The 19,172-nt window shown below is 62.5% G+C and carries 16 protein-coding genes; 8 read left to right on the top strand and 8 right to left on the bottom strand.

Features of this window, described 5'->3' with window-relative positions; translation table 11 throughout:
• The first annotated feature begins 5 nt into the window (after positions 1–5).
• A complete protein-coding gene (locus tag ABR989_RS08000; RefSeq protein WP_428127373.1) occupies positions 6–692 on the top strand; it encodes a DUF2461 domain-containing protein in 687 nt (228 codons plus the stop codon).
• Positions 693–712: 20 nt separating this feature from the next.
• Here ABR989_RS08000 and ABR989_RS07995 read toward each other — a convergent pair whose 3' ends face one another.
• Positions 713–1,975 (bottom strand): D-alanyl-D-alanine carboxypeptidase family protein, encoded by a 1,263-nt coding sequence (locus ABR989_RS07995; RefSeq protein WP_428127371.1) that lies wholly within the window; start codon positions 1,973–1,975, stop codon positions 713–715.
• A 145-nt stretch (positions 1,976–2,120) separates the two neighbouring features.
• Between ABR989_RS07995 and ABR989_RS07990 the strand changes: the two genes are divergently transcribed.
• The 3 genes from ABR989_RS07990 (at position 2,121) to ABR989_RS07980 (ending at position 4,612) form a co-directional block, all read left to right on the top strand.
• Entirely contained in the window at positions 2,121–3,431 is a 1,311-nt protein-coding gene (locus ABR989_RS07990; RefSeq protein ID WP_428127369.1) for a glycosyltransferase, read from the top strand.
• 21 nt (positions 3,432–3,452) lie between these two features.
• Positions 3,453–3,890: a hypothetical protein gene (locus ABR989_RS07985; RefSeq protein WP_428127367.1), complete on the top strand. Its 438-nt coding sequence runs from the start codon at positions 3,453–3,455 to the stop codon at positions 3,888–3,890.
• 86 nt (positions 3,891–3,976) lie between these two features.
• Positions 3,977–4,612 carry a hypothetical protein gene (locus tag ABR989_RS07980; protein WP_428127365.1) on the top strand — a complete coding sequence of 212 codons (636 nt, stop codon included), beginning with the start codon at positions 3,977–3,979 and terminating at the stop codon, positions 4,610–4,612.
• A gap of 112 nt (positions 4,613–4,724) precedes the next feature.
• On the opposite strand, the gene ABR989_RS07975 is transcribed toward ABR989_RS07980, so the two are convergent.
• The 7 genes from ABR989_RS07975 to ruvX form a co-directional block, all read right to left on the bottom strand.
• Complete coding sequence (locus tag ABR989_RS07975) at positions 4,725–7,313, bottom strand: VWA domain-containing protein (protein WP_428127363.1); 2,589 nt, start codon at positions 7,311–7,313, stop codon at positions 4,725–4,727.
• Complete coding sequence (locus tag ABR989_RS07970; protein WP_428127361.1) at positions 7,310–9,121, bottom strand: vWA domain-containing protein; 1,812 nt, start codon at positions 9,119–9,121, stop codon at positions 7,310–7,312. The genes ABR989_RS07975 and ABR989_RS07970 overlap by 4 nt, the downstream gene beginning before the upstream one ends.
• Before the next feature lie 11 nt (positions 9,122–9,132).
• Entirely contained in the window at positions 9,133–10,032 is a 900-nt protein-coding gene (locus ABR989_RS07965) for a DUF58 domain-containing protein (protein WP_428127359.1), read from the bottom strand.
• A 3-nt stretch (positions 10,033–10,035) separates the two neighbouring features.
• Positions 10,036–11,055: an AAA family ATPase gene (locus tag ABR989_RS07960; protein WP_428127357.1), complete on the bottom strand. Its 1,020-nt coding sequence runs from the start codon at positions 11,053–11,055 to the stop codon at positions 10,036–10,038.
• 24 nt (positions 11,056–11,079) lie between these two features.
• Positions 11,080–12,618, bottom strand: coding sequence for a dermokine domain-containing protein (locus ABR989_RS07955; RefSeq protein ID WP_428127355.1), 1,539 nt, complete (start codon positions 12,616–12,618; stop codon positions 11,080–11,082).
• A 61-nt stretch (positions 12,619–12,679) separates the two neighbouring features.
• Complete coding sequence (gene mltG / locus ABR989_RS07950) at positions 12,680–13,696, bottom strand: endolytic transglycosylase MltG (protein WP_428127353.1); 1,017 nt, start codon at positions 13,694–13,696, stop codon at positions 12,680–12,682.
• A gap of 36 nt (positions 13,697–13,732) precedes the next feature.
• Complete coding sequence (gene ruvX / locus ABR989_RS07945; protein WP_428127351.1) at positions 13,733–14,209, bottom strand: Holliday junction resolvase RuvX; 477 nt, start codon at positions 14,207–14,209, stop codon at positions 13,733–13,735.
• Positions 14,210–14,313: 104 nt separating this feature from the next.
• Between ruvX and ABR989_RS07940 the strand changes: the two genes are divergently transcribed.
• The 4 genes from ABR989_RS07940 (at position 14,314) to ABR989_RS07925 (ending at position 19,161) form a co-directional block, all read left to right on the top strand.
• Positions 14,314–15,453 (top strand): S1/P1 nuclease, encoded by a 1,140-nt coding sequence (locus ABR989_RS07940; protein WP_428127349.1) that lies wholly within the window; start codon positions 14,314–14,316, stop codon positions 15,451–15,453.
• A gap of 245 nt (positions 15,454–15,698) precedes the next feature.
• Positions 15,699–17,153 (top strand): M23 family metallopeptidase, encoded by a 1,455-nt coding sequence (locus ABR989_RS07935; protein ID WP_428127347.1) that lies wholly within the window; start codon positions 15,699–15,701, stop codon positions 17,151–17,153.
• Positions 17,154–17,249: 96 nt separating this feature from the next.
• Positions 17,250–18,062, top strand: coding sequence for a glycerophosphodiester phosphodiesterase family protein (locus ABR989_RS07930; RefSeq protein WP_428127345.1), 813 nt, complete (start codon positions 17,250–17,252; stop codon positions 18,060–18,062).
• A gap of 79 nt (positions 18,063–18,141) precedes the next feature.
• Positions 18,142–19,161, top strand: coding sequence for a TIGR03617 family F420-dependent LLM class oxidoreductase (locus tag ABR989_RS07925; RefSeq protein ID WP_428127343.1), 1,020 nt, complete (start codon positions 18,142–18,144; stop codon positions 19,159–19,161).
• The last annotated feature ends 11 nt before the right edge of the window (positions 19,162–19,172 follow it).

Here is a 19,172-nt window from a genome sequence, read left to right as displayed (position 1 = left end):
AAGCGATGGCACGGCGATACTTCACTCCGCGATTCTTCGAATTTCTCGAGGAACTGAGCCGCAACAACAATCGCGACTGGTTTGCGCAGAACCAGCCGCGCTACGAGCGCGACGTGCGCGAGCCGATGCTCGCATTCATCGCCGATTTCGGGCCGCGGCTGCGAAAGATCAGCGCGCGCTACGTCGCGGATCCGCGCCCAACCGGCGGCTCGATGATGCGCATCCATCGCAATCTGCACTTCTCGCGCGACAAGACGCCGTATCATACCAACATGGCCGCGGCGTTCAGTCATCGCGACGGAAAGCACTTCGACTCGCCGTCGTTCTACCTTTCACTCTCGCCCGCGGAGGCTTTCGCCGGCGTCGGAGTCTGGCATCCGCAAGCGGATTCAGTCGCAATGATTCGCGACGCGATTGTCGCCCGGCCCGCGAAATGGAAGAGCGCCGTCAACGATCGAAAATTCAGGGCGCGATTCGAAATGGCGGGCGACATGCTGTCCCGCCCGCCCAAGGGCTACGACGCCAACCATCCGTTGATCGAGGATCTCAAGCGCAAGGACTTTATCGGCGGGACTCAGTTCACCCGCAAGGAAGTCTGCTCCGCCGAGTTCATGGATTTGTTTTCCAGCGCGTGCGCGTCGGCGGCGCCGTTCATGAAGTTTCTCACCGAGGCGCTGGGTCTCAAGTGGTGAGCGCGCAAATCTGATCGCGCTTACAGCATGCGGCCGATCTTCTGACGCAAGCGGCCGAAAAATCCCGCCCGAGTCACGCCCGCTTTAGTTACGATCGGAATCGTCGCTTGCGGCTTGCCGTTGAGCAGAACTGTGAGATCGCCGACCGGATCGCCCGGATGAACCGGCGCTTCCAGGTACCTCAGCGCGGGCTCGAATTGGACCGTCACCTTGCTCTCTTCGCCGCGCCCGAGCGTGAACACCGCGGCGCCGCCGGGCCCTATAGCCACCGTCTCGGCGACGCCGTCGCGCACCGGTATCGCCGCGGGCATCGCCTTGTTCAAATCGGGCCGGTAGCTGACAAAAGTGCGAAACGCCCATTCAATTAATTTCTCGGTTTCGGTGCGGCGCCGCTCCGAGCTCGGCGCGCCCATCACGGCCGACAGCAGATTCATGCCGTTCGATGATGCCGACGCGACAAGGTGATAGCCCGCTTCGTCGACGTGGCCGGTCTTTATCCCGTTGACGCGCTTATCGTAGAACAGCAGCGTGTTGAAGTTGGGTTGCTTGATCTTGTCGAACGCGAATTCCCTGGCCGAGGTGTACTTGAGCGACTCCGGATGATGCTGCACGAGCGAGTGCGCAAGCGCCACCATGTCGGCCGCGGTCGTGAACTCGCCTTCGACCGGCAACCCATCGGGGTTATCGAAGTGAGTCTCCTTGAGCCCGATCTCCTTCGCTTTGTCGTTCATCATCTGCGTGAACGCGTCGGTGCTGCCGCCGAGGTATTCCGCGAGCGCCACCGCCGCGTCGTTGCCCGACGATACCATCAAGCCATACAGCAGATCGTTCACGCCGACCTTTTGTCCGACGCCGAGGAACATCCGCGACACGCTGTCATCCATCGAGAGCCGCCACGCCTTTTCGCTGATCGTGACGTCGGTGGCCCCAACGATCTTGCCCGCCTTCAGTGCGTCGAGGGTCAGGTAGAACGTCATGATCTTGGCGAGGCTGGCGGGCTGCATCTTCTGATGTTCGTTGAATGCGTACAGCACCGCGCCGGTGTCGGCGTCGATCATGATGGCGGCCTTTGCGTCGAGGGCGAACGGAGCCGGTCTGTCGCCGAGCACGTGAATTGCGGTCAACGGAACCGCGGGAGCCTCTTCTTGTGCCGCCGTGGCGTGCTTCGATGCGGTTGGATGGCGGTGAATCACCCTTGCAAAGGACGCAGTGGAACCCGCCGCCACAATAGCGATCGCCGCAAACGCAATTGCCTTCGATATTGACTTTTCCCGCACGCCCATCGCCATCCGCCTCAAAGAGATTACTCCGCGAGCATCCGGCGCGCGACGTTCGCGGGCAAGCCGGCCGGGATCGCCGAATCGCGGCCATCGGCAATTCGGCATATTCCCTTTTCTTTCGTTCGAGCATAAAGGAAACTGAGCCCGAATGGACGTTTCCGTAATTTTGCCGGTCGTGAACGAGGCCGAAAACCTGAGGACTTTGATCCCCAGGCTCACCGCGCTGCTTGACCGCGAGCGGCTCACTCACGAGATCATCGTGATCGATGGCGCGTCCAGCGATGGCACTCGTGAAACGGCGCAAGCGCTCGGCGCGAGAGTCTTTGCGGAACGCCGGCGCGGATACGCGGGCGCGATGGAGACGGGCATTGCCGAGGCTCGCGGCGACTACCTGCTTACTCTCGACGCCGACCAGTCGCACGATCCCGATTTCATCGTCAAGATGTGGCGGGCCCGAACCCGCGCTGACATCGTGGTCGCGTCCCGCTACGCGCTCGGCGGCGTCGCCTACTCCGGCTTCGTGCGCCGCGCGACGAGTTGGCTGCTGAACGCGATGCTGCGGCGGATGCTCTCGATGCCGGTGCGAGACATCTCCAGCGGATATCGCCTGTACCGGCGCGAGGTGTTCGCGAACCTCAAGCTCACGTCGACGAATTTCGAGGTGCAGGAGGAAATCCTGGTCAAAGCCTACGCCAGCGGATTCAGCGTGGTCGAAGTTCCATTCACATATTTTCCGCGCGGTGCGGGACGCTCGCACGCGAAGCTCTTCAGCTTCGGGTGGAAGATCCTGCGTTCTTCGCTGCCGCTGTGGAAAATCCGCAACTCGCTCGCGTCCGCCGACTACGACGAGCGCGCCTTCTACAGCCTGATTCCTCCGCAGCGCTACTGGTCTCGCCGCCGCCATCGCATCACCGTGTTATGGGCGCGCAGCGCGGGCCGCGTGCTCGACGCGGGATGCGGTTCCAGCCTGATCGTGCAGAGCCTCAACAACGTGATCGGCATGGACTACAAATACGCCAAGCTCCGCTTTCTGCGCCGCTACGAAATTCCGCTGGTCAACGGCTCCGCCTTCGCGCTGCCGTTCAAGGACGAATCGTTCGATTGCGTGATCAGTTCGCAGGTCATCGAACATATTCCATTCGACGAGTCGCTTTTCAGTGAGATGCGCCGGGTGCTCCGGACCGGTGGCCGGCTTATCCTCGGCACGCCCGACTATGCGACGATCGGGTGGCGGATTATCGAACCGATCTACGGGTTCCTGATGCCCGGTGGATACAAGGACGAGCACATCACGCATTACACGCTGGGCGGGCTGCGGGAAATCCTTGCCCGCCACGGAATCGAGATCGAGGAGACCGCCTACATCGCGCGCAGCGAGCTGATCCTCCGATGCCGCAAGGTTGAACTCGAAGATCGTGCGCCGAGCGATATCGCCGCGGTTGCCTCGACGGCGGCCTGAAATCCGGGAGCGAATCCTGAGATGACAGGGCGTCGCATCTTGAGACTTGCCGGGACCGGCGTGCTGGCTTTTATCGTGGCGACCGCAACTTGCACAACGTCGTGCTCGAGCAAGAAGACGCAATCGCCGGGGATGGATCTGGCAAACATGCAGTTATCGCCTGCCGCAGCAGGCAGTTGCGAGATCGATGCGGTCAAGATGTGCCAGGCCACGGGAGGGCTTGCGGCGCCGGGGCCGTCGTCGCATCCAGTGACGATACCGATGGCGAGTTCATACGGGCCGCCCAGCGCTCCCGAGTCAGTCGAATTTCAGATTCCGATGGGCCAGGTTATCAAGCTGATGTGCTATTACAATCCGCAGCACAATTCGGTCTATCGGGCCGATGCGGCCGCGCAATCCGCGCTGACCGGGAACTCCGTCGAGTACATGAAGCAGCGGGGATTCTGCATTAACAAATAACTTCCTTTCCGGACTGGGCCAGGCCGTCTAGGAGCAAAACCTCGCGGCACTTGCGCAGGAGGCAGCGGGCAGCCTTAATCTCGTACGTGCCCTCGTTTTATGACTTCGCTATCGTCTGCCAGTCGCTCAGCCAGACTCAGAGCCGGCTTCAGATGGCCGAGACGGTAGGGACACTTTTGGCCAAACTCGACATCGATGAAGCGGAAATCGCGGCACGATTCATGACCAGCCGCGGGGTCGCGCTGGGCGAGGAGAAGCGCAGCAAAATAAGCGGCCGCGCAATCTGGAAAATCGTCGCGGAGATGACGGACAGCGCAGACCAGGGCGAAGACATCTTTGCCGCCGCGGGAGACTTCGGCGAGGCCGTGGAGATGACGCTCAAGCTTCGCGCGGCCGACCCCGAACCCGCGCTTACGATTCGTGAGCTCAACGAAAAATTCGCCGCGGTCGCCGCGATCGAGGGACGCCACGCGCGCAAGCGCAAGCTCGACGCGCTGCGCGAGCTGTTCGCGCGCGCAGCGGCATTCGAAGCCAGGTACATCGCGAAGATTCTGATCGGCGAGATGCGCCACGGGATGAGCGAAGGGCTGATGCTTGAGGCAATCGCCAGGATGGGCGGGCGGCCGGTCAGCGAAGTTCGCCGGATTCACATGCGGGAGGCCGATCTCGGCCGCGTGGTGCGAATCATCCGCTCGCCCGGCGCGGTGAATCAGCGATTATGATGCTGGAGGTGGTTGGGCTCGTGCGCGCCGCATCGCGTGCAGACATTGCGCCGGGCGTTCTCGGGGATAATCAGGCGAGGCGCCATCGTGGCGCCGCACAGCGGATAGAATCTCATGCAGTGAGGCGGCGGACCAGCGCCTCGGCGATAAGCATAATCATCGCGGCGACGAGCAGGTACGGATTCATCGAGACGCGGCGCTCGAGCGTGGCGCGTTCGGTCGAGACTTCCGCCGGCGACGGATTGAGGCGCCCGCCGGTGGCGGACGCGAGTTGTTCGAGCAGACCGTAGTTGGGCTCGGGGCGCGGCAGTTCGGCGTTGACGGCCGGACTGACGGTGAACGCAAGCGGCGGGAACTTCTTGTCCTTGCCGGCCGGCGAGCGGACTTCGAAGTAGTAATTGCCGGGGGCGGGCGCGTCGATCGATCCCGACAACTCGCCCACAACTTCTTCGGTGAGTGCGGTTTCAGTCCTGGTTCCGTCGGGCCGCGTCACGAGCACGGTTACCAGGCGGGGCGCGTTGCCCGGCTCGGCGCTGTAGTCGGTGAGCTTGATATTGATCCGGCCTGCATTGTAACCGAGTGCGACGTCGATTTTGGGCTCGGCGGGCATCTCCGGCGTCATCCAGGCGAGAATGCGATCCCAAAGCGGCTGAAAAACATTCGCGCTGACCCATCTCCCGGACCATCTACCGCTCGCGTCCGTGGTCACCGCCATCGCTTTGCCCGCGCCGTACCTCCAGCTCGCAATGACAGGTTCGCGCGTGCCGCTGCGATCTACGTACATGCTCATTGTGGCGCGCGGTTTGATCTCGGTGGAGACGTAGCCCTTGAGCGGCGGCATCTGGCGCGCCGCGAGATCTTTCAAAATCGCGTCAGGGCTTTCGGTGCGCGGTGTGAATTCTTTTTCGACCATCGTGATCTCGCCGCCGTGGGCGCGAAAGTCTTCGACGAAAAGCTGGGGCAGATTGCGCGGGCTGTCGGTCTGATAGTAGGAACCGCCGCCGTACCTGGCGATCGCCTGGAGCAGGTCAACGTTGGCGTCCCGGCCGACCGCGATCGTCGAGATCGTCGTGGCGGCGTCATAGTGCATCCGCGAGACCAGGTCATAGTACATCTCGGCGGTGCCTCCCGTCTCGCCGTCGGTGAGGATGACGACGTGCTTGACCTGGGCGCCGCTGTTGCCGAGCGTGCGTTCGGCCTCGCGCAGCGCGGGAATCATGAAAGTCTGGCCATGCGCGGAGAGCCGGTTGATCATCTGATCGAAATACGGGCGGCTCTGCGCGACGGACTGCAGCGGGATGACGACGAACGGCTGCGAGTCGAATCCGATGACGGCTATCAGGTCGTTGTCCTTGAGAGTTCTGGTGACGGTCTCGGCGGCGGCTTTGGCGTAGGTGAGTTTGTCGTTGCGGCCCATCGAACCCGACTTGTCGATAATGAGTACCAGCGCGCGTTTCTTTTCCTTATGCTGCGGCGGTTTCATCGTCACCGGCATCACGTCGGCGAGCGGACTGTCCGCATAACCGCCAAGGCCGAAACTCAAATCGCCACCGACCATCGCGAGCGAACCGCCGCGACGCACATACTCCGCCATCGCGTTCTGCGCGGCCGGCGCGATACGTTCGCTCGGCACGTTGTTAATCAGGATCGCGTCGTAACCCGAGACGGCGCCGTCCCAGGTCCCGCCGGTGACGGGCACGACAGCCGGTTCGAGTCCCATCCGATTGACGACGGCGCCGAGATAGTTCGCGTCCCTGGCGCTGTCGGTAAGAATCAGAACTTTGCGGCGCGCGCCCACGCCGACCCACCCTTTGAGAGAGTCGTCCTCGAGGTACGCGTCGAGCGCGGGATTGTCGGGCTTGAAGGCGGCAGTATAAGAAGCCAGGCCGGCGTTTTCGGTGCGGACCGGGAAGTCGAAGCGCTGCGAGCCGGGCGCAAGCGTCACTTTGCGCTCATCGATTAGCGCGCCGTCACGCTCGATGGTGATTGTTCCCGTCACGGGCACGTCGTTGAAATTATCCATCGTAACGCCCAGCGCGAACGCAGCGGCTTTCTCGAGCGCGGGCGGGAGCGAGAGCGCCGTCATCGCTACGTTGGGGATAGAACGCGCACCGGGCGGCGTAAAGATGTCGAGGCGAATCTCGGCGGAGACAATCGCGCTTATCGCTCGCTCCGCGTCGCCGCGATTTTGCCATCCGTCGGTCACCATCACGGCCGGCCCGCCATGCGCGTCGGGGTCTGCGGCGATACGGTAGAGCGCGCTCTCGAGGTTGGTCGCGCCGGGCCCGCATTCGGCGCATCCGGTTCCGTTGGCGAACGCCGATTCGACGGCGCCGATCGATTGAGGGACCGCGATCGTCGCGAACATGTATGCGGGATCTCCCGCGCGCAGCCCAAGGTCGTCGCGGATCAGCTTGAGCGTCCACGCGCGCATCGCAGGCGTGATGCTGGCGCTCGCATCGACGATTGCGGGCCGCGCGGCGCCCTCGGAATGCATCACCTGCTGCGGATTTGCGAGTGCGACGACGAACAGGGTGAGCACTATCGCGCGCATCAGCGGTGCAAACACGCGGCGAATTTCGCGCGCGTTGACAAGACCCCAGAGCAGAACGATCGCGGGAATCGCGAGCAGATAGAGCGCCTCGCGATGAGCGAAGGTCAAATCGTGCGGCAAATCGTGCGGGAAGATTGTTGGAATCACGGCGCGGCGGCCTCGGCGATGCGGCGGCGCCGATAGACAATGAGGGCTTCCAGAGCGGTCAGCGCGATAATCGCGGCGAGAAAGTAATCGCTAAGCGAGGATTTTCCCATTACCGGCGCGGCTGCGGAACCCGAGTTTGCGGCTTCGACTTTGAGCGGCGGCGAGCCGGAGAGATCCGACTCGGTCAAGTCGGCAAGATTCACCGCGCGCGGCGTCTTCACGCCGCCGGGACCGACGAGTTCGTAGACTCCCTGCTCCGAAACCGCGGTGAAAAGCGTGCCGGGATGAGCTGCCACCGCGCTCCCCGACGGGAGTATCACGCGCTCGACGCCCGCCGGCGCCAGCCACGGCTGTCCGGTCCGGTAGCCGCTGCTGCTCGCACCCAGTCCGGCGAGATAGCTGATGGCGTTGAGCGTCAGCACCGACATGGGAAGGTTGCCCCGCCCGAGATACGGGAACGGATTGAAGCCGGTCGCGACAAAACGATGCGCTCCGCGCTCGCCATTCAGCAGGATCGCGCCGCCGTCGCCGCCAACTACTTCGCTCATCCATGGATGAGTCCCGAAATACTCGCCACCGCGCAGATTGAGCAGGCGGAAATTCACCGAATCGGTGAGCGTGTCGGCCGTGCGCCATCCGGCAATCCGGACCTTCGAGGTCGGCGTCACCGTCAATCCGAAAACGGGATCGCCCGGCGGCGGCATCACGAGCATCGTGTTCACGTCCGGGATTTCCCTGGGCGTGGCGTATTCAAAGATGGCGAGATCGAAGTTGCCGAGATCGCCGGGTGAGTAGGAATCGGGGCTTCGTGCAGTGACCTCGACGCCGGGAATCGAATTCAGGCCCGCGGCGTCGGCGGGAGTCGGGCTGATGAAGAGAATCGACACGTTCTTGACGGAGCCGGCCGTCGCATAGGCAACGTTGTCGAGGGCGAGTGCGTCATCGGGCGCGAGTTTCGCCTCGTAGATGCGCGCGGGCGGAAGCGCGGGGAACTCGAGCGTAGCGGTCTCACGCGCGCCGAGAGTTTCTTTGGCGTGGGCGATTTGCCTGCCGTCTCCGGTCACGACCAGTTCGAGCGTGCGGGTTTCAGGGCTGAAGTTGGCGATGGAGAGACTCGCGTGAAGGGCTTCCGCACCAAGGACTTCGCGCCGCAGCGAGAACGAGCCGATCGCGGCGTTTGCGACGGCGTCGCCCACCGCGATCGGATGAATTCGCGCGGGAACCGGCGCGGTGAGCGCGCTGGCGCCGGCAAAAATCACCTTTGCGACGCGCGCTTCCGAGGCGAGGTTGCCGAGAAAGTTCTCGAGCGTCGTTTGATCGTTGGGCGCATCGGTCGGCTTGATTCGCGACAGCGCCATGCGCGCCTCGGTCAGGGTATTGAACGGGGGCGCCACGCGGCGCGGCTGCGGCGCGGTGACGTAAACGGAGATTTCGCCACCGCCGTCTTCGGCGGACAGGGCGGCGTCGAGCTTTTCGCGCGCGACCTCGAAACGGCTCTTACCCGCGGGCGTCAGCGCCTGCATCGCCGCGGAATTGTCGATTACGACTGCGAGCGGGGTGGTTTTCTTCCAGATGAACGGACCCGCCATCGCGAGCACCGCGAGACTCAGGATGAAGACCTCGGCGAAGAACATCCAATCCAGCCGCGGCCATCCACCGAAACGCTCGCGCCGAAAACCGCGCAGCGCGCGGAACGCCAGCACGCTCGAGACCGTCACCCGCGCCGGCCGCTCCTTGGCCAGATATGCCAGCACGAGCGCCGGCACGAGGGCGAAAAATGCGAGCGCGCCTGGATAAAGGAATCCCATCGGATAACTCTTCAGTGCGCCAGGCCGAGGTCGCTCACCGCACGGACGAAGAAATTCTGGAAGTCGTGATCGGTCGTGTAGAGCGCGTAATGCAGTCCGCGCTTGAGGCAGAACGATTTTATTTCGCGCGTGAGACGCAGCATCGTCTCGCGATACTGCGCGCGTTCGCGGTCGCCGATCGAGACGCGCAGCCGCTCGCCCGATTCGGAATCGACTACCTCTACGTCGCCGTCGAGGCCCTGGCCGTTGAGCTCGCGGCCGCCAAGAATCTGCACGGCCGTCAGGTCCATCGAGGCCGCGGTGAACATCCCGAGGCCGCGCGTGACCGAGTTGAGCAGCATCAGGAAGTCGGAAACGATAAACACCTTGCCGGTGCGCCGAATCGCGAGCAGCTCGGTCGCCAGCGAAGTCGCGAAATCGAACTGCCCGCCCGGCTTGAGATCGTGAAGGCGGCGCGCGAGCTCGACGATTCGATGGCGGCCGTTGACGAACGACGGATCGACCTTTGCGCCGCTGCCGCCGAGCACGCGCAGCATCACGCGATCGCCGCTGGCCAGCGCGACGTAGGCAAGCGCGAGGGCGGTCAAGATCGCGGACTCGAACTTGCGGTCGCCGGCGGGATACGCCATCGACGCGCTCGCATCGACGAAGATGTACGTGAGCAGGTCTTCCTCTTCCTGGAAAAGCTTGATGTAGAGTTTGTCGCTGCGGCCGTAGAGTCCCCAATCGATGTAGCGGAAGTCGTCGCCGGGCGAGTAATGGCGAAAATCGTTGAACTCGAGCGAGGAGCCGCGCTTGGGCGACAGATGCATACCCCGGCCCAGCCCGGCGTATCGCTGGCGGGTTCTGATCCTGAGCTTTTCGAGCCGGGCAAGAAAACCCGGCGTAAACTCGTCCGGCAGTCCGAACATCGGCTACGTGCGCGGCTTCCTGAGCCGCTTTATCACCTGCTCGAGGATCGATTCGGAAGAAACACTTTCTGCCTCGGCCTGGAAGTTGAGCAGCAAGCGATGGCGCAGGCACGGGACGATCGCGTCGTCGATATCGTCGTAGCTCACGCTAACGCGGCCGGCGAGCAATGCGTTAACCTTGGCGCACAAAATCAGCGCCTGCGCGCCGCGCGGACTCGGCCCAAAACGCAGGTATTGGGAGACCTCGGGGATGGCGCCGGGACCGCCGGGAGTGCATCCGCCGATCACGCTGATGATGTAACGTTCGAGCGGTTCGGCCACCATCACCTCGCGAACGAGTGCTTTGAGATCCTCGATCGCCCGCGGCGCGCGCGAAGCTTCGAACAGCGGCTGAATCCGATTTTGCGTCGTGCCCGTGGTGCGGCTCAAGATTTCGCGCAATTCGTCGGGTTTGGGCGATCCCAGCACGACTTTGAAGATGAACCGGTCCATCTGCGCCTCGGGCAGCGGATAGGTTCCTTCGAGCTCGATGGGATTTTCCGTGGCGAGGACGATATACGGCGGATCGAGCACGTAGGTGGTGCCGAAGACGGTGACCTGATGCTCTTCCATCGCCTCGAGCACGGCCGATTGCGTCTTGGGCGTCGCGCGATTGATCTCGTCGCCGAGCACCATGTGCGCGAAGATCGGGCCGGGCTTGAACTGGAACTCGCGATGACCGTCGGCCTCGGTCAGCACCTGTGTGCCGATGATATCCGAGGGCATCAGGTCGGGCGTGAACTGAATTCGTTTGAAGCTGAGCCCGAGCGTTTCGCTGGCCGCCTTGACCATCAGCGTCTTGCCGAGTCCGGGCACGCCTTCGATCAAAATATGCCCGCCGCAAAACAGCGCGGTCAGCATCTTTCGTACGACCTCACGATGGCCGACGATCACGCGCGCGACTTCGCTCTCAGCGCGCGAGAAGATCTTGCGAAAATCCGCGACCCGCTGGTCGGGTGAAGCTTGTTGAGGAGCCGCTCCCATCCGTTGTCCTTCCTTATCCTGAATCTAGTGAATCATGTCGCGATAGCGTGGCGGCACCAGTTGTCGTTCGTCGGGCGGCGCGTCGTCGCTGGTCGGCGCAAGCGGGGCATTGACGTAACCCGTCGTCGCCGTGGGCCGATCGGTGTCAAGTACCGTTTTCCCGCCACTACCGGAAGAGGGCGCTCCAGGCAGCCGGAACATGACGTAGCGCGCGTCCTTGATGTCAACGGTCGCACCCTTCTTGCCGGGCTTCAGGAAGCGTTGTGCGTTAGTTGACGTGGGCATCTCGCCGAGATGCGTATCGCCGAGGTTCGAGCCCATGTCCTTGTTATTCTTAAGCTTGCCGCCGGCGGCGGGAATATTGCGATCGCCGTTGGCGCCCGGCTTCGGGATGATGCCGGGTCGGTTGGGATCGGGCTGGCTGCCGCCGCCCTGATGCTTGTCGTCGGCGGGCTGGTTGTCGGGGCCGGGATTGTTTGCGTTGGCGGTCTCGACCTGCGCTTCGGCTTTGGCGAGTTCGTTGTGGAGTTCGATGCTCGATTGGTCGCCCTTGTTCTGATCGTTCTTGTCGTTTTTTGCCGATCCTTTTCCGCCTTCGTTCTTGCCCGAATCCTTGCCGGTAGCACCTTTGCCCGAACCCGAACTCTCCCCGCCCGGGTTCTGTGCGGCGCCCGTCCCGCTCTTGCCCTCGCCGATCCCGGCGCCCGCGGAGTTGCCGTGGCCCTGGCTCTTGCCGGCGCCGTTGCCGTTCTGCGCATTGGACTTGCCGGTACCCTGATTTTTTCCGGACTGACTGTTGTTGCGCTTTTGAGCGGCCTTGTCGGCCTGCTGCATCGCTTCCTCGATGCGCTCCTTTTTCTCTTCGGGCGGCAGCTTGGAATTCTCAAGTGCGTCGGCTGCTTCGCGAATCTTGTCCGCCAGCGCGGAATCATCGGAACTGGTCGATGTTCCGGCGATCTCCTCGGCGATCGCACGCAGCTTGGCGGCCTCGGTATTCTCGGGCGTCGGCGCGCGCACCAATCCCAATGTCGCAAGCACCATCGCAAGCGCGACCACGCCCGCAAAAATCGAGGAGCGCTTGAGCGGCTCGCCGACTTCGAGTCTGAATTCCCGGCGAACATCGAGACTGGCGAACAACGCGATCGCGTGCCGCCACAGAATCGGGAACAGCGGCGTGCGCCGCGCACGGATGCTCTCCGGCGCCGACGGATCGGCCAGCGTGGCGAATGTCACGATCTCCTGATCGCAGTCCAGGCGGTCGTCGAGCTCGGCTGCCGCCGCAACAAAGTCGTTGCCGCGCCTATACGCCAGAAATGCCATGACCAATCCTGCCGCAAGGACCACGATGCCCGCGCCGATCAATGCGAGGCTGAGCATTGCGGCGCGCTCGGGCGCAAGCCGGTATCCCAGTCGCATCCAGGTTACGTTGCCAATCGGCTTGAGCAACACTCCCAGCGCGATCGCGGTGAGCGCCGGCGCAACCGCGCATAGCATCGCACGGATGGCGGCTAGCCGCGCGATCCGCGCGCTGGCGATCCCGATTGTCTCGACCGGATTGTCCACAGAATGAAATTATAGCGTACTCGACGCAGATGCGACCGTCCAATCGGCGGCCCGAAGAACCTTATTTTGCCGGTATTGCGGCTGGTTTCCCCGCCGGCGGCTTCCTTTCGATCGCGATCGCGCGCCGATGCTCGTCAAACGATTTCGAAAAGACATGAGTGCCGCCTTCGCGTGCGACAAAATAGAGAAATTCGGTCTGCGTCGGGTATAGCGCGGCCTCGATTGATTTCAGCCCGGGATTCGCGATTGGCCCCGGCGGCAAGCCGGTGAAGTCGTACGTATTGAAGGCCGACGCTGTGTGAACCGCGCTCGCGGCCGACTCTTTGGCGCCGTCGAGCGCGTACTCCGCCGTCGGGTCGGATTGCAGCGGCATCTTGAGCCGCAGCCGATTGTAGAACACGCCCGCGATCAGTGGCCGCTCGCCGGGCGCTTTCGCTTCCTTCTCGACGATCGAGGCCATCGTGACCAACCGGCGCGCATCCAGGCCGACCTCGAACATCCGCTCTTCCACGGCAGGCGTCAGGACCTGGTAGAACCGCGCGAGCATCGCGGAGAGCACGTCGTTGGTCTTCGCGTGCGGCGAAAATCTGTACGTCGCCGGGAACAGGTAGCCTTCCGCGCCGAGCGGCATCAGGCCGAGCGCGCGCACCATCGCGCCCTCGCGCGCGGCCTGCTCGAATTCGTTCTCGCAGACCAGGCCTGTCTCGGCCAACCGCTCCGCGATCTGATGGACCGTCAAGCCTTCGGGAATCGTGACTGTCACGACGATGAAATCGCCCCTGACCAGATGGCGCATCACGTCGGGAATCCGCTCGCCGCCGTTGAAAGCATAGTCGCCCGGCTTGATTTGGCGCGCGGTCTGGCTCATCTGGCCGTATAATCGGATCACAAGCGCGCTTCGAACGACGCCGGTATCCGCCAGCGCCCGCGCGATTTGGCGAAACGACTCGCCCTTTTCAATCGTGAGCTCGCGTGGCGGCGCGAATTTTTCGGTGGGACTCAGCCAGTAGTATGAGAACGCGGCGTACGCTCCGGCTACGACGATCGCGGTTACGAGGATTGATGCCGCAAGCTTCATCTGATCCGAGGATATATTTCGCGCCGTGATTTTTCATCAGCCGCTGCCGCGCGGGATTTTCTCCGGATGCGCCTGCATCCAGCCTTCGAGGATGACCACCGCCGCAAGCGCGTCGAGCCCGGCCTTGCGCGCGCCTTTCCTGGCCGGCATGTCCGCCAGACGCTCCCGGGCTTCGAAGCTCGTCAGCCGCTCGTCGAACATCTCGACGGCGACGCCGAGTACATCCGCGATGCTCGCGGCGAACTTCCGCGCGGAGAGGGCGGCCGGACCTTCGCTGCCGTCCATGTTGAGCGGAAGGCCGACGACGATCGTGCTCACGCGGCGGTCGCGCAGCATCGCGGCGATCGCCGCGACGTCCTTTTTGAGTGCGCGCCGTTCGACGATTCCCACCGGATGCGCCCCCATCGAGGCCGCGTCGGTTACGGCGACTCCGATTCGGCGCCGCCCGAGATCAAGCGCGGCAATCGTCATCCGTATCCCCGTCCATCCGCGTCCCGCCCGGTCGATATTCACGATTCATAGACGGTCTCCCGCGTCTGCGGGCTGGAGGATAACAATTTTCATGACCGCTGGTACTATAGGTGCCACAATCGAGGACCAGTCCTGAGATCCATTCGATGAAAGCTTTTTCGCAATTCTCGCGTTCAGTGGCGCTTTGCATTGCCAATCTCGTATTCGCAGTCCTGCTCTGCCCTGTATCGGCATGGGCTTGGGGACCTGACGGGCACAAAATCGTCGCAATCATTGCGGCGGATAACCTCACCCCTGCCGCCGCGAGTCAGGTGGCAGACATCCTTGGCGTGCCAGCCGACAAAAGAGCAATCGCAACAGCAATGGAGGATGCTTCGATCCTCCCCGATTCCAAGTTCCGCGATGAAGATCCTTTGACGAGGCCATGGCATTTCATCGACATTTGTCTGCAAGACCGGCGAGTGGACGTTCCTGCACGATGCCCCCGCGGAAACTGCGTGACAGGGAAAATCGACGAATATTCCAAGCGCCTGAAAGGGAGGAACTACGACCGCTGGGGCGCGGCCGGTGATCTGGCGTTCCTGATCCACTTTGTCGGCGACATCCATCAACCTCTGCACGCCGCGAACGACGAGGACCGCGGCGCCAATTGCATAACGGTCGATTCGAATGTTCGAGCAAAAGATCTTCACGCGGTCTGGGACACCACCGTCGTGCGCCGTCTCGAAGACAGCGTCGATTCCGGAAGGCCCGGCACGACGGCCCGCAGGCTGGAACAAACATACGCGGCCGAGGGAAAGACCGATTCATGGATTCCTGCCGACGATATCGCGTGGGAATCGAATCAAATTGCGCGGTCCGACATCTACGCCGCGCTGCGCATCCCAATCGAACCCTGCCAACCCACCGCCGATCTCTGCCTCAATCCTCTCGGACACGCCGTCGAACTGGACTCTTCTTATCTGGACCACGCTGACGCGGTCGCGGGCCATCAGCTTGCGAAAGCGGGATTCAGGCTGGCGAGCCTGTTGAATCAGATCTGGACACAGCCCGCTGGTCCGAACGATGTGCCGCGTGGATCGAATGCGAATTCGGCCCCGGCTCAGGTTCTTTCATCGAAGACCGTTGCCGGCCAAATCGTTTTCGTTGGTAATCGGCGAAGCAAGATTTACGCGTGGCCCGGATGCGGAAGCTACGACAGGATGGCGCGTGAGAATCGAGTCGTGTTCGCGAGCCGCGAAGCGGCCGAGCAGGAGGGCTATCGGGCGGCTCGGAATTGTCCTTGATGAATTGTCTCCTCAACCGCCCCGTCCAGTCGCGTCGCGCGCGTCATGTAGTCCCGATTCATGTGTGCCCTATGCATCGGTTTATTTGTGCCTATTGTAACCGCGTGAATAATGTCTGTCGCTGTCCTGAACGAAGTGTCAATAGAGATGACCGTAGTGTATCAGAGTGATACACCGCCAGGGGTTGCGTTGGGTAGGCGAATCACCTAGCGTCGCTGATGATGCTCGCTCGGGGGAGACACTCTTTGGGATATCCACGCGCGCTGATGGGGTTGGCCGTTGCCTTGGTTGCGACCACCGCGGCGCTGTTTCTTTTTTTCCAGGCAAATCCGCAGACGCTTGGCTCGCCGCTCGACACGCTCAGCTCCGAACTGGATGCCGGCAAGGACGGCCCTGACGTAGTCGAGCAGCCAGAATCCGTCGATCCCGCACCTGCGTCGATCATGATCAGCACGACGCTTGACCGCACCGCGCCCATCGAAAGCTACCTTCGCGAAGCCGGGATGGAACCGGGCGACGCGCATCAGTGGGCGTCGTACATCCAGCGCATCACCGCGAACCGGTATTTTCACAGCGGGCATCCGCTGACGCTATATAAGGATCCCGAGACCGGCGAGATGCGCGGCCTCAAGTACGATCTTGACGAAAAGACCACGGTCACCGCGGCGAGCCTCGGCGCCGGAGTGCTGAAGGCCGGGCTGCGGCCGATCGAGTATTTCATTCACCCGATCAAACTGACGTTCGCGGTCAAGGACAACTTCCAGCGCGCAGCCGCCGAGAACGGGATACCCAAGCCAATCGTCGACACGCTGCAGGATGCGTTCTCGGACCGCCACGATCTCAATCGCCTCGCGCCCGGTTCCGCAGTCAAGCTGATTTACAATGAAAAGATCAGCCGCGACGGCTCCTACACGCTCGCCGGCGACGTGCAGGCGGCGCAAATCCGCTTTGGAAGCCGCACGCTGACGGCGATATCGTTCTCGGACGAACACGGCCGCCCTCATCTATATGACGAAAAGGGCCACGCGCTCGGTCCGCAGTCCCTGAAGTTTCCGCTCAATTTCCAGTACATTTCCTCGGGCTTCACGTTCCATCGCTATCATCCGATCCTGCACGAGTATCGGCCTCATGTCGGCGTCGATCTGGTCGCCAAATACGGCGAGCCGGTCAAGGCCGTCGCCGATGGCACGGTTATAAGCGCGGGATGGCAGGGCGAGCTCGGCAATTGCATCCGCATCCAGCATCAGCATGAGATGGTCAGCATCTACGGTCATCTGTCGAAGATCAGCTCCGACGTGAAGCCGGGCGGCTACGTCCGTATCGGGCAGGTCATTGGAAATGTCGGTTCGACCGGGCTTTCGACCGGGCCGCATCTCCACTTCGCGATGGAAAAAGACGGCGCCTGGGTCAATCCTCTCACCGAGAAACTTGGCGAGAATCACGAGGTCTCGCCGCGGATGAAGGCGATCTTCGACGACATCAAGGACCGCTACCAGTCCGCACTGGCCGAGCTGCCCGACCTCGGCAGCCATTTCATCGCGACCGACGCGCGCAAACCCGCGATCTCGAAGTTCGCCGACATGTACCACGTGACGCTCGGTCGCAGCCCGGCAAAGACCGCGCATATCCGAGGACAGAGAATTTCAAGCAGCCAGGACGGCCCGGCGCTCGGAGCCTCGGAGTCCGACAGCGCGCTTTGATCTGAGCGTCTTACAGTTTCGCTCCATTCTTCGATCGCCATTACCAGGTCCCAGCTTCCCGGTCACAGCAGAAATCGCGACGAGGTTGCATCTGAAATGCGCGAGCATCCCAATACCGATTTCTTCAAGCCCGGATTGCCGCGCGCCTTTGGGCATCGCGGATGCGCCGGTACGCATCCTGAAAATACGCTCGAAGCATTTGCCGCCGCCGCCGCGATCGGCATTCAGTATCTCGAACTCGACATCCATATGACGCGCGACGGCGAAATCGTTGTCAGTCACGACGACTATCTGGAGCGCACTTGCGGACGCGCCGGCGTCATCCGCGAAATGACATACGCCGAGCTCGCGGCGGCCGACGCGGGCCGGATGTTTACGCTCGACGGCGCGAATTTTCCATTCAGAGACAAGGGTATCCGGGTGCCGCGCCTGGCCGAGGTGCTTGCGGCATTTCCAAAACTGCCGATAGAGGTCGAAGTCAAGCAAATCAAGCCGAGCGTGGTCGTGCCGTTGCTCGGCGTGATCGATCGCGCCGGGATGCGCAGGAGTGTGTTTGTCGCCAGCGAGCACCAGGAACCGCTCGACGAGGTCCGGATGCTGGCGCCGGAAATCCCGACCAACTTTTCGTACCTCGAATCGGGCGGATTCTTTCAGGCGATGGTGAGCCGCGACAACTATCGTCCGCCCGGCGACGCACTCCAAATACCGCGCAACTACGAATCGTGGCAGCTCGTCACGCCCGATAGTGTCGAGTTCGCCCATCGCATCGGACTCGAGGTGCACGTCTGGACAGTGAACGAGGAAGCCGAAATGGAAGAATTGCTCGACATGGGCGTGGACGGACTGATCAGCGATTACCCGCGCCGCCTGCTCGACGTGATTCGCAGACGCGCAGCCGCGCGCCGCTGAGCGCGCTCTTCCCAGTTCGCCGCATGCTTTGTTACGATTTCGCCCGCTCGTCTAAAAATTTACGCGGGAGCGAAAAATTATGAAACTCGACACCGGTCTCTCGACGCGCAACTTGCGCGATGTTCCGGCCGCCGCCCGCGCCGCCGAGGCGGCGGGATTCGATGCGATCTGGATTCCGGAGGCCGGCAACGACGGCTTTCTTCCGGCCGCGCTGATCGCGGAGCATACCAAGCGAATCAAAATGGGCACGTCGGTCGCGATTGCGTTTCCGCGCAGCCCCATGGTTACCGCCGCGACCGCTTGGGATCTGGCAGGGCTTTCCGAGGGCCGCTTCATCCTCGGCCTCGGCACGCAGGTCAAGGGCCATATCGAGCGCCGCTACAGCACGAAGTGGGAAGCGCCGGTGCCGCGCCTGCGCGAGTACATCCTGGCGCTCCGCGCGATCTTCAAGTGCTGGTCGGAGGGCGGCGCGAAACTTTCGTTCCAGGGCAAGTACTACAACTTCTCGTTGATGACGCCGTTCTTCACGCCGGCCAAACACAACTACTCGAACGTGCCGATTCACATCGCCGGCGTGAACCAACATATCATCCGGCTCGCCGGCGAACTGTGCGAGGGCCTGCATGCGCATCCCTTCAACTCGCCCAAGTATCTTCGCGAATTCGTGCTGCCGAACGTCGAGAAGGGTCTCAAGAAGGCCGGGCGCTCGCGCAAAGACTTCGAAATCCTGTCAGCGGCGTTCGTGATCGTCGGCCACAACCAGGACGAAATAAAAAAAACCCGCGAAGCCGTCCGGCAGCAGATCTCGTTCTACGCCTCGACGCGAACCTACAAGATCGTGCTCGACACGCACGGATGGGGCGACGTTGCCCAGCGATTAAACGAAAAGGCTGCCAGGGGCGAGTGGGTCTCGATGGCCAAGGAGATCACGGACGAGATGCTCGACGTGTACACGGTCGCGGGCACCTACGACGAGATCGCGGACAAGGTGATGCAGCGTTACGATGGGCTGCTCGACCGGGTTGCGTTTTACATTCCGTATCGCGCGGGCACCGACGACGCGCAATGGGCAAAACTCGCAAGGCGATTCAACGGCTGAGTCTCGCGATT

Source organism: Binatus soli (SeqCode) (genome assembly GCF_050015535.1).
GTDB lineage: Bacteria > Desulfobacterota > Binatia > Binatales > Binataceae > Binatus > Binatus soli.
This window is presented reverse-complemented; position numbering and strand designations above follow the sequence as displayed.

Bases quoted from the DNA above. Each gene is read 5' to 3' on its own strand.
- ABR989_RS08000 (WP_428127373.1), top strand. From the start codon at position 6: ATGGCACGGCGATACTTCACTCCGCGATTCTTCGAATTTCTCGAGGAA.
- ABR989_RS07995 (WP_428127371.1), bottom strand. From the start codon at position 1,975: ATGGGCGTGCGGGAAAAGTCAATATCGAAGGCAATTGCGTTTGCGGCG.
- ABR989_RS07990 (WP_428127369.1), top strand. From the start codon at position 2,121: ATGGACGTTTCCGTAATTTTGCCGGTCGTGAACGAGGCCGAAAACCTG.
- ABR989_RS07985 (WP_428127367.1), top strand. From the start codon at position 3,453: ATGACAGGGCGTCGCATCTTGAGACTTGCCGGGACCGGCGTGCTGGCT.
- ABR989_RS07970 (WP_428127361.1), bottom strand. From the start codon at position 9,121: ATGGGATTCCTTTATCCAGGCGCGCTCGCATTTTTCGCCCTCGTGCCG.
- ABR989_RS07965 (WP_428127359.1), bottom strand. From the start codon at position 10,032: ATGTTCGGACTGCCGGACGAGTTTACGCCGGGTTTTCTTGCCCGGCTC.
- ABR989_RS07960 (WP_428127357.1), bottom strand. From the start codon at position 11,055: ATGGGAGCGGCTCCTCAACAAGCTTCACCCGACCAGCGGGTCGCGGAT.
- mltG (WP_428127353.1), bottom strand. From the start codon at position 13,696: ATGAAGCTTGCGGCATCAATCCTCGTAACCGCGATCGTCGTAGCCGGA.
- ABR989_RS07940 (WP_428127349.1), top strand. From the start codon at position 14,314: ATGAAAGCTTTTTCGCAATTCTCGCGTTCAGTGGCGCTTTGCATTGCC.
- ABR989_RS07930 (WP_428127345.1), top strand. From the start codon at position 17,250: ATGCGCGAGCATCCCAATACCGATTTCTTCAAGCCCGGATTGCCGCGC.
- ABR989_RS07925 (WP_428127343.1), top strand. From the start codon at position 18,142: ATGAAACTCGACACCGGTCTCTCGACGCGCAACTTGCGCGATGTTCCG.